Annotated in this window: 16 protein-coding genes and 1 other RNA gene; 5 read left to right on the top strand and 12 right to left on the bottom strand. The window is 41.9% G+C overall.

The features are described from left to right. Window positions 1-69: 69 nt before the first annotated feature. From gdhA to tatA, 5 genes are all read right to left on the bottom strand, one after another. The gene (gdhA, locus tag PNEUHYL_RS03540) at window positions 70-1,419 is read right to left on the bottom strand and encodes an NADP-specific glutamate dehydrogenase (RefSeq protein WP_059365889.1); all 1,350 of its coding nucleotides are present in this window, start codon (window positions 1,417-1,419) and stop codon (window positions 70-72) included. A 230-nt stretch (window positions 1,420-1,649) separates the two neighbouring features. Further along, complete coding sequence (gene hemB, locus PNEUHYL_RS03545) at window positions 1,650-2,672, bottom strand: porphobilinogen synthase (protein ID WP_059365890.1); 1,023 nt, start codon at window positions 2,670-2,672, stop codon at window positions 1,650-1,652. 59 nt (window positions 2,673-2,731) lie between these two features. Further along, window positions 2,732-3,508, bottom strand: a complete 777-nt coding sequence (gene tatC, locus PNEUHYL_RS03550) for a twin-arginine translocase subunit TatC (RefSeq protein ID WP_059365891.1) — start codon at window positions 3,506-3,508, stop codon at window positions 2,732-2,734. Window positions 3,509-3,517: 9 nt separating this feature from the next. Beyond that, window positions 3,518-4,069: a Sec-independent protein translocase protein TatB gene (gene tatB / locus PNEUHYL_RS03555; RefSeq protein WP_059365892.1), complete on the bottom strand. Its 552-nt coding sequence runs from the start codon at window positions 4,067-4,069 to the stop codon at window positions 3,518-3,520. Between the two features lie 3 nt (window positions 4,070-4,072). Further along, a complete protein-coding gene (tatA, locus tag PNEUHYL_RS03560) occupies window positions 4,073-4,303 on the bottom strand; it encodes a twin-arginine translocase TatA/TatE family subunit (protein ID WP_059365893.1) in 231 nt (76 codons plus the stop codon). A gap of 191 nt (window positions 4,304-4,494) precedes the next feature. Between tatA and asd the strand changes: the two genes are divergently transcribed. Both asd and PNEUHYL_RS03570 read left to right on the top strand, forming a co-directional pair. Beyond that, the gene (gene asd, locus PNEUHYL_RS03565) at window positions 4,495-5,364 is read left to right on the top strand and encodes an archaetidylserine decarboxylase (RefSeq protein ID WP_059365894.1); all 870 of its coding nucleotides are present in this window, start codon (window positions 4,495-4,497) and stop codon (window positions 5,362-5,364) included. A 22-nt stretch (window positions 5,365-5,386) separates the two neighbouring features. After that, on the top strand, window positions 5,387-6,010 hold the full coding sequence (locus PNEUHYL_RS03570) for a BamJ family beta-barrel-assembly machinery protein (protein WP_059365895.1): 624 nt from the start codon (window positions 5,387-5,389) through the stop codon (window positions 6,008-6,010). A gap of 75 nt (window positions 6,011-6,085) precedes the next feature. On the opposite strand, the gene PNEUHYL_RS03575 is transcribed toward PNEUHYL_RS03570, so the two are convergent. The 3 genes from PNEUHYL_RS03575 to proB form a co-directional block, all read right to left on the bottom strand. Continuing rightward, complete coding sequence (locus tag PNEUHYL_RS03575; protein ID WP_129582397.1) at window positions 6,086-6,373, bottom strand: hypothetical protein; 288 nt, start codon at window positions 6,371-6,373, stop codon at window positions 6,086-6,088. A gap of 93 nt (window positions 6,374-6,466) precedes the next feature. Further along, window positions 6,467-6,811: a hypothetical protein gene (locus PNEUHYL_RS03580; protein WP_059365897.1), complete on the bottom strand. Its 345-nt coding sequence runs from the start codon at window positions 6,809-6,811 to the stop codon at window positions 6,467-6,469. An 11-nt stretch (window positions 6,812-6,822) separates the two neighbouring features. Continuing rightward, window positions 6,823-7,923 carry a glutamate 5-kinase gene (proB, locus tag PNEUHYL_RS03585; RefSeq protein WP_059365898.1) on the bottom strand — a complete coding sequence of 367 codons (1,101 nt, stop codon included), beginning with the start codon at window positions 7,921-7,923 and terminating at the stop codon, window positions 6,823-6,825. Between the two features lie 119 nt (window positions 7,924-8,042). Between proB and folA the strand changes: the two genes are divergently transcribed. Next, the gene (gene folA / locus PNEUHYL_RS03590) at window positions 8,043-8,525 is read left to right on the top strand and encodes a type 3 dihydrofolate reductase (protein ID WP_059365899.1); all 483 of its coding nucleotides are present in this window, start codon (window positions 8,043-8,045) and stop codon (window positions 8,523-8,525) included. 42 nt (window positions 8,526-8,567) lie between these two features. On the opposite strand, the gene clpB is transcribed toward folA, so the two are convergent. From clpB to PNEUHYL_RS03610, 4 genes are all read right to left on the bottom strand, one after another. Beyond that, on the bottom strand, window positions 8,568-11,138 hold the full coding sequence (clpB, locus tag PNEUHYL_RS03595) for an ATP-dependent chaperone ClpB (protein ID WP_059365900.1): 2,571 nt from the start codon (window positions 11,136-11,138) through the stop codon (window positions 8,568-8,570). 138 nt (window positions 11,139-11,276) lie between these two features. After that, a complete protein-coding gene (locus PNEUHYL_RS03600; RefSeq protein ID WP_059368809.1) occupies window positions 11,277-11,843 on the bottom strand; it encodes a 5-formyltetrahydrofolate cyclo-ligase in 567 nt (188 codons plus the stop codon). Window positions 11,844-11,855: 12 nt separating this feature from the next. Continuing rightward, a non-coding RNA gene (gene ssrS, locus PNEUHYL_RS03605) (6S RNA) lies at window positions 11,856-12,061 on the bottom strand. 76 nt (window positions 12,062-12,137) lie between these two features. Next, window positions 12,138-12,434 (bottom strand): cell division protein ZapA, encoded by a 297-nt coding sequence (locus PNEUHYL_RS03610; protein ID WP_059365901.1) that lies wholly within the window; start codon window positions 12,432-12,434, stop codon window positions 12,138-12,140. 160 nt (window positions 12,435-12,594) lie between these two features. Here PNEUHYL_RS03610 and polA point away from each other — a divergent pair, with 160 nt between their 5' ends. Together polA and PNEUHYL_RS03620 are read left to right on the top strand one after the other, a co-directional pair. After that, entirely contained in the window at window positions 12,595-15,393 is a 2,799-nt protein-coding gene (gene polA, locus PNEUHYL_RS03615) for a DNA polymerase I (protein WP_059365902.1), read from the top strand. Window positions 15,394-15,404: 11 nt separating this feature from the next. Continuing rightward, window positions 15,405-15,722, top strand: a complete 318-nt coding sequence (locus PNEUHYL_RS03620) for a cupin domain-containing protein (RefSeq protein WP_059365903.1) — start codon at window positions 15,405-15,407, stop codon at window positions 15,720-15,722. The last annotated feature ends 45 nt before the right edge of the window (window positions 15,723-15,767 follow it).

Raw genomic sequence — 15,767 nt, forward strand, 5'->3', positions numbered from 1 at the left:
CATAAATTCTATAAACAAAATGACCGCACTTTACAAAAAGAGCAGTCATTTTTGTTAAACATTTAGAAGTTAATAAACCCCTTGCGCCAACATCGCATCAGCCACTTTTACAAAACCGGCAACATTTGCGCCAACAACATAATTAATGTTTTCTTGACCTTTCTCCACACCGTATTTTTTACAGTTCGCATGAATATCCAACATAATGCGGTGTAATTTGGCATCCACTTCTTCTGCCGTCCAATATAAACGTTGCGAACTTTGCGCCATTTCCAAACCGGAGGTTGCCACCCCACCTGCATTTGCCGCTTTACCCGGGCCGAATAATACACCGGCTTCTAAAAACGCATCGGTTGCTTCAATAGAAGTTGGCATATTCGCACCTTCTGCCACCAATTGTACCCTATTTGCAATTAATGCTTTTGCATCGGCAATTTCAAGTTCATTTTGTGTTGCACAAGGAAGCGCAATATCCGCTTTAACTTCCCAAGGGCGTTTACCTTCCACATACTGTAAGCCGAATTGTTCCGCATAGTCTTTCACTCGACCGCGTTTCACATTTTTGATATCTAAAAGTGCGGCTAATTTTTCAGCGGTAAAGCCTTCCGGATCATAGACGTAACCAGATGAGTCCGAGCAAGTGACGACTTTTGCACCTAGTGACAAAGCTTTTTCAATAGCATATTGCGCCACATTTCCCGAGCCTGAAACAGACACCACTTTCCCTGCAAAACTATCTCCTTTTTCCGCTAACATGGCTTGGGCAAAATAAACCAAACCATAGCCGGTTGCTTCAGGGCGAATTAAGCTACCGCCGAAAGATAAACCACGACCGGTAAATACACAAGCAGCCTGATTGGATAATTTTTTCATATAACCGGCAAGGTATCCTACTTCGCGAGCACCCACTCCAATATCCCCGGCAGGCACATCCGTATCCGACCCGATATGGCGATACAATTCTGATATCAACGCCTGACAAAAACGCATCACTTCCGCATCAGATTTACCTTTGGGATCAAAATCCGAACCGCCTTTAGCGCCCCCCATTGGTAAGGTTGTCAACGCATTTTTGAAAATTTGTTCAAAACCTAAAAATTTTAAGATTGAGAGATTAACGGAAGGATGAAAACGCATTCCGCCTTTGTAAGGCCCGATTGCACTATTAAATTGTACACGGAATGCACGATTTACTTGAACTTGACCTTTATCATCCGTCCACGCTACACGAAACTGAAAGGCTCGTTCCGGTTCGACCAAGCGCTCCAATAACGCTTCGGAACGATATTTCGGATTCGCTTCCAAAAACGGCCAAATGGACGTAAAAACTTCACGAACCGCTTGCAAAAACTCCGGTTGGTGACCATCACGTTGTGCAACTTTTGCTAAAAACTCGTCTAAAGATGTGATTGTTGACATACTCGTTTCCTTCTTTTCTTAACGTATTAATGTTGTGTTTGTTTTTTATTATTTACCACCGTTCTATGACGGAGTGAGAAACAATATGCAATGACTTATTTAATATTGCAATTATTTTTTTAAGGAAAAAATGAAGAAAAAATAAAAAATGAGAAAATATTTAATATTTTCTCATTTCTATTGAATTTTATCTAATTTTGATGATAAAGATCACATTTTACCGAAAAAGGCTATTTATCCTTTCCTTCCAAATACAACCATTCAGCTACTTGTTTGGCGAAATAAGTCAAAATACCATCTGCTCCGGCGCGTTTAAAACAAAGTAGCGATTCCATAATACATTCTTTCTCTTTCAGCCAACCATTTTGAATGGCCGCCATATGCATCGCATATTCACCGGATACCTGATAAGCAAAAGTCGGCACACCGAAATATTCTTTTACCCGATAAACCATATCCAAATACGGCATACCCGGTTTCACCATCACCATATCAGCACCTTCCTGTAAATCAAAGGCAACTTCCTGCAAACCTTCATCACCGTTTGCCGGATCCAGTTGATAAGTTTTCTTATCACCGCCTTTCAAGTTACCCGATGATCCGACCGCATCACGGAAAGGCCCGTAATAATTAGAGGCATATTTTGCAGAATACGCCATAATTTGCGTATTAACAAAACCGTTGTCTTCCAATGCTTGACGGATTCGCCCAATACGTCCGTCCATCATATCGCTAGGTGCGACAATATCCGCCCCGGCTTCGGCATGAGAAAGGGCTTGTTTAACTAAAACATCCGTTGTCGTGTCGTTTAGTACATAGCCTTCTTCATCAATAATACCGTCTTGCCCGTGAATCGTGTACGGATCAAGCGCTACATCCGTCAGCACACCTAATTCGGGATAAGTCGATTTTAACGCGCTTACCGCTCGTTGAACCAGACCATTCGGATTGTAGGCTTCTTCTGCCATGAGGGATTTTTTGCCAGCCTCAATGACTGGAAAAAGAGCAATAACCGGCACACCATATTTCACCAAAAGTCTGGCTTCAATTAATAATTGATCAATGGTTAAACGTTCCACGCCCAGCATAGAAGGCACGGGCTCACGGTAGTTTTCGCCTTCTAAAATAAACACGGGATAGATTAAATCATCCGCTGTCAATTTGTTTTCGGCCACTAAACGGCGGCTAAAATCCTGTTTACGCAAACGGCGTAGGCGACGGGCAGGAAATCCGGTAAAAATTTGTTGAGTCATATTTCATCCTTAATTATCTGGCTGCTTAATTACAATAAGGGGGGCTATGCCCCCATTCATTATTCTGATTTTTCAGATTCTGACGAATTTTCAACCGCACTTTCTTCATCATTGTCTTTCGGTTGATAAAAACGTGCCACTAATAAGCCGAGTTCAAACAATAAACACATCGGCACGGCAAGTAAAGTCTGTGAAAAGATATCGGGCGGTGTCAAAATCATCCCAACAAAAAATGCCCCAACGATAACATAAGGGCGCTTTTCAGAAAGGGATTTCACCGTAGTAACGCCTGTCCAGCAAAGCAAAATAATGGCAACCGGTACTTCAAAACATATACCGAAAGCAAGGAATAATGCTAAAGCAAAATCAAGATAGCTACTAATATCCGTAGCAATAGCAACCCCTTCCGGTGCAGTTTGGGTAAAAAAGCCAAATACGAACGGAAATACCACGTAATAGGCAAATGCAACGCCGCAATAGAATAAAATCGTGCTGGAAAACAGTAATGGGTAAATCATTCGTTTTTCATGCTGATATAACGCGGGAGCAACAAACGCCCAAATTTGATAAAGCAAATAAGGAACGGAAATAAACACCGCCACAATTGCGGTTAATTTAATCGGTGTGAAAAACGGTGTTTGAATATTTGTCGCAATCATTGTTGCCCCTTTCGGCATCACCGCTGTTAGCGGCGCAGCGACAAAATGATAAATATCGTTTGAAAAATACACCAAGGCAAGAAACACCAAAACCACGCAAATCACACTACGTAGCAAGCGGTTTCTTAATTCGACAAGGTGGGTTATGAGGGGTTGAGATTCATCCACGTGACTCATAAAAACTCTCTATGGTTGGGATTTTAATTTTGTTGGCGGCGCAACACCTATATCATCCGGCGGATAATAATCAGATAAGCGTTCGGTTAATTCCGCTTGCTCATGCGGCTCAAGTGCGGTCAAATTCGACGCCGTTTTTTCATCCTCTTGGTTTTCCATAGGCTCTTCTTCAGGAATTGGCGACTCCGTAAATTTATCCCTATTTTCAGCCGCACTTTTAATTTCTTTAATTTGCTCTTCTACCGTTGTCCCCGCCTCTGCCGCCTTACTTTCCAGTTCGGCACGCATTTTATCCGCTTGTACTTTTAACTCTTCAACGGTTTTACTTAGCTCGGGAGAAAGCGTTTGCAAATTCAAAGATTCCGCCTTCTTAATACTATCCTGCAATTCTTGTAATTTCAGTTCTTGTTTTAATTCATTTTGAACATTAGCCGCTAGCCCGCGAATGGTTTTTACCCAGCCCATAACAGTTCTGATCGCCACAGGCAAGCGCTTAGGCCCCAGTACAACCAGCCCCACGATCATTAATAAAACAAGTTCGGAAAAACCAACATCAAACACGGGTTATACCTGTTCTTTTTCTTTTACTGTCTCAGTTTTTGCAGCTTCAGTATTGTTATCAATAGACTTAAACTCTGCATCCTTGGTTTTTGGCTCATCATCTTGCATCGCTTTTTTAAAACCTTTTACCGCAGCACCAAGATCAGAGCCTGCATTTCTTAATTTTTTCGTACCGAAAACCAACAAAATCACCACTAATAAAATGATCATTTGTGCAGGGGATAAACCAAACATAATAAAACTCCGTTCTAAAAATGAAAATTTGGGGCTGAATATACTCTTTTTGATTTCGTTGAACAATAGCTAAGGGGGATTATTTTCTGATCTAACGCAAAGTGCGGTAGTTTTTTTCTATAAATTTAAAAGTTGGAAGAACGACAAAAATTGCTATAATCACCCCTCATTTTTTATGAGGAAAAACAAGTATGAACTCAATTTCTTACTGGCAACGCCTGAAAATCGCTTTTCAATATGTGATGCCTCAACTCTATTTAACCCGATTTGCCGGGTGGTTTGCAAAGCAAAAATGGGGAGCCGTGACACATCTTGCCATTAAAGCCTTTGCCAAAAAATACAACATTGATATGAGCATTGCACAAAAAGAACAATTCAATGAATACGCCAGTTTTAACGAATTTTTTATTCGTCCGCTAAAAAACAACAGTCGCCCAATTAATCAAAATCCGACCGCACTTTGCCTACCGGCGGACGGCCATATTAGCGAATGCGGTCATATTGATGACAACCTTTTATTGCAGGCAAAAGGCCATTTTTTTCGTTTAGAAGATCTCTTAGCAGAGGATAAAGAATTGGTCGAAACCTTTAAAAACGGGGAGTTTGCCACCACTTACCTTTCACCTCGTGATTATCACCGTGTACATATGCCCTGTGATGCGACGCTTCGTAAAATGATTTACGTACCGGGCGATTTATTTTCAGTGAATCCGTTTTTAGCCCGACACGTACCAAATTTATTCGCCCGTAACGAGCGCCTTATTTGTGTTTTTGATACGACATTCGGCACAATGGTGCAAATCCTCGTGGGTGCAACCATTACCGCCAGTATCGGCACAACGTGGGCGGGAATAATTAATCCGCCACGTCACAATGAAGTGAAAACTTGGACTTATGAAGGTGAAAGTGCGGTGAAATTTACCAAAGGTCAAGAAATGGGCTGGTTCCAACTCGGCTCGACCGTCATCAATTTATTCCAAGAAAATCAAGTGCATTTAGCCTCTCACCTCACTGCGGGCGAGCCGGTGCGCATGGGTGAAATTTTGGCATATAAAAATTAATTTTTAATTAAAAGGAAAACACATGAATTTTGAACAAATTAAATTAGAAAACCTTTCTGAAAAAGGAAGCTACGGTATTGGTTTACAAATCGGTCAGCAATTACTCGAAAGCCAAATGGATATTACCGTAGAAGCTCTCGCAAAAGGCATTTTCGATGCGTTAAATCATAATCAACCTGCCTTAGACATTAATGAATTAATGCTTTCCGTACAACAACTTCAGCAACAAGCGGCAGAAGCGCAACAAGCTCAATTCAAAGCCATTGAAGAAGAAGGGAAAGCCTTTTTAGCAGAAAATGCGAAAAAATCAGGTGTAACCGTCACTGACAGCGGACTTCAATATGAAATCATGACGGAAGGTACGGGCGCAAAACCGTCGGCAACCGATAAAGTTCGCGTTCACTATACCGGTACGTTACCAAACGGAACCGTGTTTGATAGTTCGGTATCACGCGGTCAGCCTGCGGAATTTCCGGTAAATGGTGTGATTCGCGGCTGGGTAGAAGCATTACAAATGATGCCGGTAGGATCTAAATGGAAACTCACCATTCCACACGAATTAGCCTACGGTGAACGGGGCGCAGGTGCTTCTATTCCACCATTCTCTACCCTTGTATTTGAAGTGGAATTATTGGATATTCTTTAATTCTCAATAACAAAAAGATAAAAAGTGCGGTTGAAATTCACCGCACTTTTTTATTCTTCGTCTTTTTAACGGTATCTATTGCGTCCCCCCATTACCCGAACTAAATCCGTCAAACCATGCGCTACGTTGCGTACTTGTCATCCCGTCACAATATTGAATACGTTGATTTAATTGGCTTTGACTGTATTTGGCATAATCCTTTCCCACACGATAGCCATCCAAATACCAATCATCCACATCATGACAAACAATGGTGTTAAGGCGCTTTTCATATTGATTGACTGAAATAGGCGAACGTGTGGAATGTTGCCCACAAGCGGATAAAGCTAAAATCATCGACGCGAGCATTAATTTTTTCATCATTTACTTCCTTAAATAAAAACACAAATTGAGGACAATAATTTAAAAGAAAAGTGCGGTCAAAAAGTTATGTGATTTTCTGACCGCACTTGAAGACTAAACTCGAGCTTGTTTTTTTCGTTTTTTCTTCCCTTGTTTTTTCTGAACCGGCGCACCTTTTTTGTAGCCCTGCATCCATGCAGATTTCAACCCATTAGAAACGCCACCGTACTGTTGGCAGTAGCTAATACGCTGCTGCAATAAACTTTGTTGATAGGTGCTGAACGTTTTTCCCACTCTAAAACCATCCAAGTACCAATCATCGACATCATTACAATCAGCCGTATTTAGGCGTTTTGTTGAGGCATTCACATAAAAGGGAGAACGCCCGACACCACTATCTGCCGACACATTTAACGTAAAAAAACCACATAAAAAACTAAAAATAAACACTTTTTTCACAACTACATCCTTTATAAAATAATCATATCATCACGGTGAAGCGCAACTGCGCCATATTCATAGCCCAAAATCGCTTCAATATCTTGCGATTTTTTTCCCATAATGCGTAACAAAGCCTCATTGTTATAACGTGGCATGCCGAGCGCAATGTCTTTGCCCGCCTGATTGCGAATTTTCACGACTTCACCACGGGAAAAACGCCCCTCCACAGCAACAATCCCCGCCGGTAAAAGGGATTTATTTTGAACCAGCATCGCCTGTTCCGCCCCTTCATCAATAGTAATCACACCGGCTGAAGGTGCGGCAAATAACCATTGCTTACGACTTTCCAAGCGATCGGTATGATGGGCGGTAAACTTCGAGCCAATATCCTGTTCGTGTGCCAAATCCACAATCACATTTGAACGATTACCCGGAGCAATAATCGTTTCAATACCGGAACGTGTTGCTACATCAGCGGCAATAATCTTAGTACTCATTCCGCCCGTACCCAGGGTTGTACCACTTCCTCCCGCAATGGAACGAATATGATCGGTAATTTTATCCACGACCGGAATCAATTTTGCCTCCGGATTTTTACGCGGATCACTATCAAATAACCCTTGCTGATCCGTTAAAAGATAAAGTTGTTCCGCTTGCACCAAAATCGCCACCAATGCCGATAAGTTATCATTATCCCCTACTTTAATTTCCGCCGTTGCCACCGCATCGTTTTCGTTAATCACGGGAATGATTCGGTTATCTAACAATGCGTGCAAGGTATCCCGCGCATTAAGAAAACGCTCGCGATCTTCAATATCCGCACGAGTCAGTAAAATTTGACCGATATGAATATCATAAATCGCAAACAATTTTTCCCACGCTTGAATGAGCTGGCTTTGCCCCACAGCGGCAAGTAATTGTTTCGATGCAATGGTTGGCGGTAATTGCGGGTGGTTCAAATAATAGCGACCTGCGGCAATAGCACCGGAGGTAACAATCACAATACGAAAACCTTCATGATGAAGTTGTGCAATTTGTCGCACAATTTCCATCATATGCGGTGAATTTAATTTGGGTGAACCTTGGGTTAAGGTGCTGGTACCGAACTTCACAACAATGGTTTTATTCATTTTATTAACCCTTTTTAATTATCAAAAAATGTCGCATACGTTAGCACTAAACTCATTAAAAAGCATTAAATTTGTATTGTGCTATGATATATTGCTCAGCAATTCAACAAGGAGCTTTTATGACGTTCAGTTTAATTGTCGCAACAACCCTTAACCATGTAATCGGCAAAGATAACCAAATGCCTTGGCATCTGCCGGCTGACCTTGCTTGGTTCAGAAAAAATACCACAGGGAAACCGGTCATTATGGGGCGCAAAACCTTTGAGAGTATTGGTCGCCCTCTCCCTAAACGGGTGAATATTGTGCTTTCGCGCAAACCGTTTGAACAGGAAGGTATCATCTGGAAAAACAGCCTCGAAAGTGCGGTTGATTTTGTCAGAGATTCTGAGGAAACTATGCTAATTGGCGGCGGTGAACTGTTTAAACAATATTTACCCCAAGCGGATAAACTCTATTTAACCCAAATTCAAGCGGAAATTGATGGCGATACCTTTTTCCCTGAATTAAATTGGGATGAATGGCATATTGAATTTGAAGAATATCGAGAAAAAGACAAAAAAAATCCTTATAATTGTCGGTTTTTGATTTTAAGTAGAAAGTAAAAAAGTGCGGTTAAAAATGACCGCACTTTTTGTATTTTAGATTTATTGTTTTGCTACAACCTTGCCATCGGTATAATCCACAGTTACCACACTGCTTGGCAGCAATTTACCGGAAAGGATTTGTTGTGCCAATGGATTTTCGATCTCTTGCTGAATCGCTCGTTTTAACGGGCGCGCACCATAAAGAGGGTCATAGCCTACTTCACCAATGAAATCAATGAGTGCTTCGCTGAATACAATTTCATAGCCACGGCTTTCCATACGTTTTGCCAGACGTTCTAATTGAATGCTTGCAATGGAACGGATATTTTCTTTCTCCAACGGGTGGAACACCACGGTTTCATCAATACGGTTGATAAATTCCGGACGGAAATGTTGCCCCACAACCGACATCACTCGATTTTTCATTTCCTCATAGCCTTCGCCTTGATGTTCCTGAATTAAATGGGAACCCAAGTTTGAGGTCATAATCACCACGGTATTACGGAAATCCACCGTTCTTCCTTGACCATCGGTTAAACGCCCGTCATCCAACACTTGTAACAAGATATTGAATACATCGGCGTGCGCTTTCTCAACCTCGTCAAGTAAAATCACAGAATAAGGACGACGACGAACCGCCTCCGTTAAATAACCGCCTTCTTCATAGCCCACATAACCCGGAGGCGCACCGACTAAACGGGAAACGCTGTGTTTTTCCATAAATTCCGACATATCAATGCGCACCATTGCATCATCACTGTCAAAGAGGAATTTTGCCAAAGTTTTACACAATTCCGTTTTCCCTACACCGGTTGGCCCTAAGAATAAGAAAGAACCAATCGGACGGTTTGGATCGGAAAGCCCGGCACGGCTACGGCGAATCGCATTGGCTACGGCATTCACCGCTTCGTTCTGACCAATCACACGTTTGTGCAATTCTTCTTCCATCCGCAACAGTTTTTCTTTTTCCCCTTCCATCATTTTGGACACTGGAATCCCTGTCGCTTTGGAAAGCACTTCTGCAATTTCTTCATCGGTCACACGATAACGTAATAAGCTCATTTCTTTGCCTTCGCTCGTTTCAGCCTGAGCAAGTTGTTTTTCCAATTCAGGAATGCGACCGTATTGTAGTTCCGACATTTTGTTTAAATCACCGGCACGGCGGGCTTGCTCCATTTCAGTTTTCGCCGCATCCAGTGCTTGTTTAATATGTTGTGAACCGGAAAGTGTGGCTTTTTCAGATTTCCATACTTCCTCTAATTCCGCATATTCACGTTCTTTATCGGCAAGTTCTTTTTCTAAGGTTTCCAAACGTTTACGGCTTGCCTCATCTTCCTCTTTTTTCAGTGCTTGTTGCTCCAATTTTAATTGGATAATGCGACGTTCAAGACGATCAAGCGGTTCCGGTTTGGAATCAATTTCCATACGAATACTGGATGCTGCTTCATCAATTAAATCAATGGCTTTATCCGGCAATTGGCGATCGGAAATATAACGATGTGAAAGGGTCGCCGCCGCCACAATCGCTGGGTCGGTAATATCCACATGGTGGTGAATTTCATAACGCTCTTTTAAACCACGTAAAATGGCGATAGTATCTTCTACGCTTGGTTCGTCCACAAACACTTTTTGAAAACGACGCTCCAATGCCGCATCTTTTTCAATATATTGACGATATTCATCTAAGGTTGTCGCCCCTACACAGTGCAATTCACCACGTGCCAAACTTGGTTTTAACAAGTTACCGGCATCCATGGCACCATCTGTTTTACCAGCGCCAACCATGGTGTGAATTTCATCAATAAATAGAATGACTCTGCCTTCTTCTTTTGCTAATTCATTCAATACCGCTTTCAAGCGTTCCTCAAATTCACCACGATATTTTGCGCCCGCAATCAACGCGCCCATATCTAAAGAAAGAACACGTTTATTTTTCAGCCCTTCCGGCACTTCACCGTTTACAATACGCTGCGCCAAACCTTCTACAATGGCGGTTTTCCCCACGCCCGGTTCGCCAATTAAGACCGGGTTATTTTTAGTCCGGCGTTGCAAAACTTGAATGGTTCGACGGATTTCTTCATCACGTCCAATCACCGGATCAAGTTTGCCGCTTTCTGCCCGTTTAGTTAAATCAATCGTATATTTTTCAAGAGCTTGTCTGCTTTCTTCCGCATTTTGATCGTTCACGCTTTGTCCTCCACGAATTTGTTGAATCGTTTGCGCAATTTGTTCTTTTTTCGCCCCGCATTTGGTTAAAACATCCTTTAACACGCCGCGTTCCTCTAATGTGGCAAGCAAAAACAACTCGCTTGAAATAAATTTATCTTGTCTTTGTTGGGCAAGTTTGTCGCATAAATTCAATAAGTTAAGTAATTGACGGGAAATTTGCACATCTCCCCCATTGCCGGAAACTTGCGGCAATTTATTGAGTTCGCTATTTAACTCATTACGCAATAAGGCAACATTTACCCCGCTTGCAGTTAAAATCGGGGCAACCGAGCCGTCTTGTTGGTTTAAAAGTGCGGTCAATAAATGCACCGGTTCGATAAATTGATTATCTTTGCCAAGCGCGAGAGATTGTGCCTCACTCAAGGCTTGTTGGAATTTTGTGGTAAATTTTTCTATATTCATTTTATCTTTCCCTCTTAAGTTACATTCAATTTGGCTTTCGCCGTTCACACAAGGTAAGTAAGATCATTTGGGGGGATTTCAAGGGGAAAAATGAAATATTTTTGATTTTACCTATCAATTAAATTGAAATGATAGATTTTACCCAATCAAAATATTAAAAAGCGGGATATCCCAATGTTCAATTGGCAATGTCTCAACCTGCTGGCAAGCATGGGCTAAACCAACAGGAATAAAGGCTTTTTGTTGCCAATTCTGCAATGTACGATCATAAAATCCACCGCCCATTCCCAATCGGTTTCCCTGTTTGTCAAATGCGACCAAGGGAGTAAAAAGAATATCCAACTCATTGATTGGTAACACATTCTGAACATTCAATTTTGGTTCCCAAATGCCAAAACGGTTTTGCACCATCGGAGTGTCAGGCAAATACTGTAAAAAGAGTAAGTGATTTTTCGCAAAAGGGTGCAAGACGGGTAAAAATACTTTTTTATTTTTTTTCCAGAGGGTTTTTATTAGGGATTGGGTTGAAATTTCACCATCAAAAGAGAGATATAACGCGATATTTTTTGCCTGACGGCGTTCTATCAAATTAAGGGCTTGCTGCGTAACGGTTTGCTCTGCCTGCTGTTGTTGAAGTGCGGTCAAATTCGAGCGAGTTTTTCGAATCTGACGACGAATTTGTTGGCGTTGTTGCTGAATATTCATAAAGGTAGAAGGAAAGAACCCGGAATGCCGTTATGGGTGGTAGTCCTTGAACCCGACGGTTCAAGGAAATCGATAAGGTCATTTTCAGGTTTCTTAATTCCTTTATTTTTCAGGAGAAGAATAAAGGCAAAGCCTACACACCAATGACGGAAACCGATTTATAAGATTTTAAGTATCGGCTCAGGGACATAACCCATTGTCGAACATTCCAGGAAATCTCTATGCCGTTATACTAGCGAAAAGCAGGTGTTTTTACCAGCCTTTATTTTTAAAATCTGCGATCTTGCTCACAAATTATTCTCTTGCAGAACGAATGCTCTCCAAAGAATGATCTAACTGGCGAATCCGTGTTTTCAACACTTCTTCGATTTGTGCATTTTTGTGTTTCTCTTGAGTCAGTTCAAAACTCAAATTTAATGCCACAATAGAAAGCACACGATCAAGCTGAATTAACCCTGTTTTTTCTTTCATTTCAGAAACCAACGCATCTAAATTACGTGCCGCTTGGCGTAAATCCTCTTCCTGCTCATAAGGCACATTTAAACGTAATACTTGTCCCAATACGACAATTTCAACCGATTTTAATGACATTGTATTTCCTTTAATTTTCATTTTTGAACGGGACGGCATTATGCCATAAGCAAACTTTTTCGTCATATTTTTTACATCGCGTCAGTCGGCTTTAGCGCTTCGCTCCGACTCTGAATTTACGCTATAATGTCGCCATCTTTAGCTTTCATATGAGATTTTTATGGCACAGATCGCAGCAAATCCATTGGTATTAGTGGATGGTTCTTCTTACTTATATCGCGCATTTCATGCATTTCCCCCTTTAACGAATTCCGCTGGTGAGCCAACCGGTGCAATGTATGGTGTATTAAATATGCTTAAAAGCCTGATTTCACAGGTGCAGCCTAGCCACATTGCCGTGGTATTTGATGCCAAAGGGAAAACCTTCCGGGATGAGCTGTTCGAACAATACAAATCTCATCGCCCGCCTATGCCCGATGATCTCAGAAAGCAAATTCAACCGTTACACGATATGATCCGCGCCCTTGGTATTCCCCTTTTAGTGGTAGAGGGCGTAGAAGCGGATGATGTTATCGGCACACTCGCCAGACAAGCGTCCCACAACGGTAAAAAAGTGCTTATCAGCACCGGCGATAAAGATATGGCACAACTGGTAGATGACAATATTATGCTCATCAATACCATGAACAATAGCTTATTGGACCGCCAAGGTGTGATTGAAAAATACGGTATTCCGCCGGAACTCATTATTGATTACCTTGCACTGATGGGCGATAGCTCGGATAACATTCCGGGGGTTGCCGGTGTGGGAGAAAAAACCGCACTGGGGCTTTTACAAGGTCTCGGCAATATGGCCGAAATTTATGCCAATCTTGATAAGGTGGCTGAGTTGCCGATTCGAGGGGCAAAAAAGCTCGGTGAAAAATTGATTGCCGAAAAACAAAATGCGGATTTATCTTACACCCTTGCAACGATTAAAACCGATGTGCTATTAAACATAACGCCTGACGAATTATTGCTCGGTGAAAGTGATAATGACCGATTGATTGAATATTTTGGTCGCTATGAATTTAAACGTTGGTTAAATGAAGTCATGAACGGTTCGGATTCCATCACACAGGCAAACGATCAATCGGTGAAAATAAATCCGTATCAAGCCACACAAAGTATTCCGTCGGGAAGTGCGGTTGAAAAATTACCGGAAATTCAAATTGATCGCAGCCGATATGAAACCTTACTCACTTCAGCTGATCTTGAGCGTTGGATTGATAAGCTATCAAAAGCCTCCCTATTTGCCTTAGATACCGAAACCGACAGTCTGAATTATATGGCGGCGAATCTTGTCGGGCTTTCTTTTGCGCTTGAGAACGGTGAAGCGGCTTACCTTCCGCTACAACTGGATTATCTCGGTGCGCCTCAAACACTCGAAAAAACAACCGCACTTTCTGCACTCAAACCGATTCTTGAAAATGCCAACATCAAAAAAGTAGGACAAAATATCAAATATGATCTCACCATTTTGGTGCGAAATGGCATTGATGTGCAAGGTGTTGCTTTTGATACGATGTTAGAATCCTATGTGCTGGACAGCACCGGTCGTCACAATATGGATGATCTCGCTAAACGCTATTTAGGACATCAGACTATCAGCTTTGAAGATATTGCCGGTAAAGGTAAAAATCAACTGACATTCAATCAAATTCCATTGGAACAAGCGGCGGAATATGCCGCCGAAGATGCAGATGTCACGATGAAACTCCAACAAGCACTATGGCAGAAATTACAGCAAACGCCAAGTTTAGTCACACTTTTTGAAGAAATGGAATTGCCGTTGTTAAGCGTACTTTCCCGTATGGAACGCACCGGCGTATTGATTGATAGTGATGCCTTGTTCATGCAATCTAATGAAATTGCAACAAGATTGACCGCACTTGAAGCACGCGCTTACGAACTCGCCGGGCAAACCTTTAATCTAGCATCCACCAAACAACTACAAGAAATTTTATTTGATAAACTCGGTTTACCGGTACTGCAAAAAACCCCGAAAGGTGCTCCTTCTACTAATGAAGAAGTATTGGAAGAATTGGCATACAGTCACGAATTGCCAAAAGTATTAGTGGAACATCGAGGCTTAAGCAAATTAAAATCGACCTATACGGATAAATTACCGCAAATGGTAGCTCCGAACACAGGGCGTGTTCATACCTCTTACCATCAAGCGGTAACCGCAACAGGGCGTTTATCCTCCAGTGATCCGAATTTACAAAATATTCCGATCCGTAATGAAGAAGGTCGCCGTATTCGTCAAGCTTTTATTGCCCGTGAAGGCTATTCCGTCTTGGCTGCCGACTATTCCCAAATCGAATTGCGCATTATGGCGCATTTATCTCAGGATCAAGGTTTGATTAATGCCTTTGCACAAGGTAAAGATATTCACCGTTCCACTGCTGCTGAAATCTTTGGCGTACCATTGAATGAAGTAACCGGTGAGCAACGCCGCAATGCAAAAGCCATCAACTTTGGTTTGATTTATGGGATGTCCGCTTTTGGGCTTTCCCGCCAACTTGGCATTCCACGTGGCGATGCACAAAAATATATGGATTTATATTTCCAACGTTATCCGGGGGTACAAACCTTTATGCAGGATATCCGCGAGAAAGCCAAAGCACAAGGCTATGTGGAAACCCTATTCGGTCGTCGTTTATATTTGCCGGATATTAATGCCGCTAACGCAATGCGCCGAAAAGGAGCGGAACGGGTTGCCATCAATGCCCCAATGCAAGGCACGGCAGCAGATATTATTAAACGTGCGATGATTAAACTTGACGAACTCTTTCGCCAGGATCCCGATATTGATATGATTATGCAAGTACATGATGAATTAGTGTTTGAGGTGCGGTCGGAAAAAGTCGAGTTTTTTAGCAAACTAATCAAACAAAATATGGAAACCGCCGCTGAACTTGTCGTACCTTTGATTGTAGATGTCGGCGTCGGGAAAAACTGGGATGAAGCGCATTAAATGGAGGCAATATGACATATCAAATTATTTGTAGTAAAGATTTCACAGCCAAACGTCCCTGGGGGGCCCTAGATATCACTGAAATGAACGGTATCAGTGTACGTTTACATTGGACGAATCAACCTTATAAATGGCATATCAATGATGGCGAAGAAGTTTTTGCTGTCTTGGATGGTATAGTAGAAATGCATTACAAAGAAAATAACGAAGAAAAAATGACATTACTTAAAACCGGCGACATTTTCTACGCCGGAATTGGCACTGAACATCTCGCTATCCCACAAGGTGAAGCTCGGATTTTGGTGATCGAGAAAGCAGGTTCAATTTAATTGAGCCATAAAATAGTTGCTAAGTTTAACATCCCCTGTGTTTTC

The organism is Rodentibacter caecimuris (assembly GCF_001019715.1).
Lineage (GTDB): Bacteria > Pseudomonadota > Gammaproteobacteria > Enterobacterales > Pasteurellaceae > Rodentibacter > Rodentibacter caecimuris.